The sequence below is a fragment of the Prosthecobacter sp. genome, from assembly GCF_044373815.1.
Classification (GTDB): Bacteria; Verrucomicrobiota; Verrucomicrobiia; order Verrucomicrobiales; family Verrucomicrobiaceae; genus Prosthecobacter.
Window position 1 is genome coordinate 1 of the sequence record NZ_JBIPNG010000520.1, and the last position, 4,411, is coordinate 4,411.

The following is a 4,411-nucleotide window of genomic DNA, read 5'->3' on the forward strand; positions in this document are numbered from 1 at the left end:
CCCAAGCCGGCTCGGAATCCGGGAATTTTTCAAAGTCAGGCTCAAAGCGCAGGATGCCACAGGGCGGATCGACGCGGGTAAACTGCGTGCTGCGAATGTTCTCCCACGCCAGCGTTTCCACATTCTCCGTTCGCGCGAGTCCGCTGAAGCCTGTGCGGGTGATGTTGGTGACCTTGATCTTCGGCAGATCCTCCAAATCCCGCCACCAGCGCCATGAAGGCACCGCACCGATGCGCAGCACATGCGCCGGGCGCGCGGATTGCAGCGCCCGTTCACCACCGGGAATCAGCAGCGGCTGCAGCTCAGGGAAGCGGTGCAGATTTGAGGTCGCTTCGGCGATGATCGGTGCACCGATCCGGGCCAGCAAAGCGGCCGCATCAGCGGCCTCACGTGGGTGCATACCCGCTGCCAGCACGAGATCACATTGCAGGTCGCTGAGCGGTCCTTCTTCAGTGGCAGGCAGCGGCGGAGCGGCGGAAAAATCAACGCCAGCCACATTCGTCTCCAGCGGTTCATCCAGGCACACGTTGAGGTGCATCGGCCCGTCGGAGCAGTGGCCTTCGTGGGATTCATCCGTGGCATCCCAGTCGCCCACGGTGGTCGCATAAACGCCAAACAATCCCGCCTGCTCAATGGCCTGCGGAGCCCCGCTGCCACGGTATCTTTTCGGGCGGTCTGCCGTCACCAGCACCAGCGGCAGATTTTGATAATGCGCTTCGATCACGGCCGGCAGGAGCTCAGCCGCCGCAGTCCCTGAAGTCGTCACCACCGCCACCGGCTGGCGGTCGGCCATGATGCGGCCCAGCGCAAAGAAGGCCGCGCTGCGTTCCTCAAAGAAATTCCAGATCTTCACGCCGCTGCAGGCTAGCAGAGCGGACACCAGCGGCGCATTGCGCGCACCGGCGGCCACACACACTTCACGCACCCCGAGGTAGGCGATCGTGTGCAGGGTTTGTTGAATGAGCTGGGTCTGCGTCATGATTGAAGAGCCAGCAGTCTCAGCACGGCCTCGCGTTTGAGGCGCAGTTCGCGCCATTCGTGATCAAAGGCGCTGCCACCCACGATGCCACAGCCCGAGGGCAGGCTGATCTGATTCCCCTCCCAGCAGATGCCGCGAATGGAGACGACGATGTGCGTGGTGCCATCGGTTTCGGCAAAGCCAAACGGTGCGCCAAAAAAGCCCGGCACCTTCAGCTGCTGGCGGTACTCGCGCAGTTTCTCCATCGACTCATCATCGCGCGGCAGGCAGCCCACCGCCGGGGTGGGGTGCAGCAGCGGCACCAGTTGCGCCGGATCGGCGGCGGAGTTTAGCTGCACGCTCAGTTTGGTCTGAAAATGCACGAGGCCGGAGGTCTGGCACAAGGTGCGCGGATCACGGGTCACGGCCCCTAGAGCCTGCAGCTGCTGCGTGAGGTAGCGCACCACGATCTCATGCTCCTCGATCTCCTTCACATCCGTCAAAAACGCGTCCTGATTGCCGGGCTTGGCCGTGCCCGCCAGCGCCATCGTTTCCAGTTGCTGCGCCTTCACCTTGAACAGCAGTTCGGGCGTGGCGCCGAGAAATCCGCCGCCCTCCTGGACATGGGCGTAGCCCCACATGTTCGCAGGAGCGTGCATGATCGCGTCGAGCAGCCGCCTCGGGTCACCAGCCGTCAAAGTCCCGGATTCTGTGAGCACGGGCACCATTTTCTCCAGCCGTTTGGCCTGCACCTCGCGACGGATGCGGCGGAAGGCCATCTTGAACCATTCCGTGGCGGGTTTAGCCCATTGTATCTGAGGCTTTTGTGAACCATTGAGGTGAATCGTCTCCGCGAGGCTGCCAGCGGTGATCTCATGCAGCCGCGCAGGCACTTTCCAGGGCTTGGGGTCCTTCAGGTCGAAGTCATTGATATAGAAGGCTCCCCCCGCGGCCGGCGCGGCGGCCAGCGCGGTGAAGGGGCCTTCTCCCAGCCATGCCCGCCCATCGGGCAGCCTGAACAATGCGAATTCCATCATGCGATTTTGCATGCATAGTGAAACGCGCCGCGCTGCGTGCAAGATGGGAAACAGTCACATGTGAACATCCTTCCCGCCTCGCCAGTCGAATCCTCTATTGCATGAATGCTGCCGACGAATTCCTCAAAGTCGCCACCGACTACCAGCTCGGGGCGCTTGATACGGAATCACAGCATCCTTTCACCACCTCTTTGTCGCAAATGGCACGCACGGATGTGGGGGAGGCGGTCAAGCTCATGCATCAGGTGGATGTGCTCGCCCTGCGCCAGTTTGCTGCCAAATCCGCCCCTCTCGCGGACCTCGCCCGCGCCATCGCCGCCACCCTCGCCTACGGGCACCGGATCTTCCTCTGCGGCTGCGGTGCCACCGGGCGGCTGTCGCTGAGCATCGAGGTGTTCTGTCGCATGGGTGTCCTGCCCGTGACTGATCCGGAACGCATCGTCGCCTTCATGGCCGGCGGGGATCTCGCCTTGATCAAGGCCATTGAAACCTTTGAGGACCATCCCGAATACGGCGCGCGGCAGCTCGAAGAACTGGGCTTCATCAATGGCGACCTGCTCATCGCCACCACCGAAGGCGGCGAGACGCCCTTTGTCATTGGTGCGACTGAACGCGCCGCGGAACTCTCCACCAATCCCCCCTGGTTCCTCTACTGCAATCCAGACGAGCAATTGGTCAAAGTCGCCGCGCGTTCCAGGCGCGTCATCGAAAATCCGGCCATCCACAAACTCAATCTCTCCGTGGGTGCCATGGCGGTCTCCGGCAGCACCCGATTGCAGGCGAGCACCGTGCTCATGGCGGCCATCGGCTTTGCGTTCATGCATCAGCACGATCCTGAAAATGCCCCGGGAGAGGTGCTGCAACTGCTGCGGCACGTAGCTCACTGCGACGGCCAGTTTCTCGTGCCCTTCATCGAGCATGAGGCGGCGGTGTATGATCGCGGGGCCTATGTGTTCTACAGCAGCGCACGGTTTGGCATCACCGTCGTCACAGACACCACCGAGCGCGCCCCCACCTTCAGCCTCGTGCCGTTTGAAAAGCAAGATGATCCTGCCGCCCCGGCCTCTTGGTGCCATTTCCTCATGCCGGAGCAGCCCGGCGCACATGCCGCATGGCAGGCACTGCTGCACCGTGAGCCGCGCACCTTGGAATGGCCGGACGTGCGCCACGTCGCCGGTGCCGAGGTGCTGGCATCTTATGACTTCTCGGCGCAGCTTGCGGCCCGACGTCAAATCCGCACCCAACAGGCCGAGCATCTGCAGTTTCACATCGACGGCGGGGCAGGGGAGATGGTCTGGGAGTTCGATGGCCTGAAGCACCAGATCGATCTGACCGGCATCCACGAATTCCATTCCCACCTGCTGCTCAAGCTGCTGATCAATATTCACTCCACCCTCGTCATGGGCCGTCTGGGCCGCTACCTCGACAACCTCATGACCTACGTGAAGCCCAGCAACAACAAGCTCATCGACCGCGCTGTCCGCTACGTCCGCCTCCTCGCCCAGCGCCGCACCGGCAAACTCCCGGGCTATGAAACAGTGACGCGCCTCCTGTTTGAAGAACGCGACAAACTCCAGCCTGGGGAACCCATCGTGCTGAAGACTCTGGCGGCGCTCGGGGTGACTGTTTGAAACATGGCTGTCAGTTGCTTCGTAAGTTCGCTAGATGATTTCTCAGGACGACAGCCAGCTCCGCGACCAGACCCGCCGCCACTTCTTCAGCCAGTGCGGCATGGGGATCGGTTCCGTCGCGCTCGCATCGCTGATGGCGGAGCGCGGACTGCACGCGGCCAGCGCCGCAGCGGCGGCAGGGCCGGGCGTGATGAAGCAGTCCAATGTCACGCCTCGCGCCAAGAACGTCATCTACCTCTTCATGGCGGGCGGTCCGTCACAGCTGGAGCTCTTTGATTACAAGCCGAAGCTCGTCGAGCTGAACGGTCAGCCGATCCCGCAGAGCTATATCGAGGGCAAGCGCTTTGCCTTCATGGGCACCAGCAACGGCTTCAAGCTCCTTGGCACCCGCCGCGAGTTCCAACAGCGCGGCCAGAGCGGTGCCTGGGTCAGCGACATGCTGCCCCACATGCAGGGCGTCGTGGATGACATCAGCATCGTCACCACCTGCAAAACGGAGCTGTTCAATCACGCCCCGGCCAAGCTCTTCATGAACACCGGCAGCGGCCAGTTCGGTCGCCCCTCCATGGGCTCCTGGGTCACTTACGGCATCGGCAGCGAGTCGAGCGATCTGCCCGGCTTCGTCGTGCTGCAGAGCGGTCCGCGCGGTCCCCGTGGCGGTGCCGTGCTCTGGGGCAGCGGCTTCCTGCCCACCACCTATCAGGGCGTCCCGCTGCGTGGCACGGGCGAGCCGATTCTGAATCTCTCCACTCCCGCCAGCTACAGTGCCGCCAGCCAGCGCCGTG

The 4,411-nt window shown here is 63.0% G+C and carries 4 protein-coding genes; 2 read left to right on the forward strand and 2 right to left on the reverse strand.

The genetic code is table 11. From position 1 onward, the window contains the following. Positions 1–979 (reverse strand): thiamine pyrophosphate-binding protein (locus tag ACIREA_RS27360; protein WP_397385495.1); only part of this gene is annotated, 979 nt, incomplete at its 3' end. Continuing rightward, positions 976–1,995, reverse strand: a complete 1,020-nt coding sequence (locus ACIREA_RS27365; protein ID WP_397385496.1) for a chorismate-binding protein — start codon at positions 1,993–1,995, stop codon at positions 976–978. The genes ACIREA_RS27365 and ACIREA_RS27360, both read right to left, overlap by 4 nt. Positions 1,996–2,096: 101 nt before the next feature. On the opposite strand from ACIREA_RS27365, the gene ACIREA_RS27370 reads away from it, so the two are divergent. Together ACIREA_RS27370 and ACIREA_RS27375 are read left to right on the forward strand one after the other, a co-directional pair. Next, positions 2,097–3,626: an SIS domain-containing protein gene (locus ACIREA_RS27370; RefSeq protein ID WP_397385497.1), complete on the forward strand. Its 1,530-nt coding sequence runs from the start codon at positions 2,097–2,099 to the stop codon at positions 3,624–3,626. A 34-nt stretch (positions 3,627–3,660) separates the two neighbouring features. Further along, positions 3,661–4,411: DUF1501 domain-containing protein (locus ACIREA_RS27375; RefSeq protein WP_397385498.1), on the forward strand; the 751-nt coding region annotated here is incomplete at its 3' end.

Excerpts from the sequence above, each read along its gene's own strand:
- ACIREA_RS27365 (WP_397385496.1), bottom strand. The coding sequence starts at position 1,995 with ATGATGGAATTCGCATTGTTCAGGCTGCCCGATGGGCGGGCATGGCTG.
- ACIREA_RS27370 (WP_397385497.1), top strand. The coding sequence starts at position 2,097 with ATGAATGCTGCCGACGAATTCCTCAAAGTCGCCACCGACTACCAGCTC.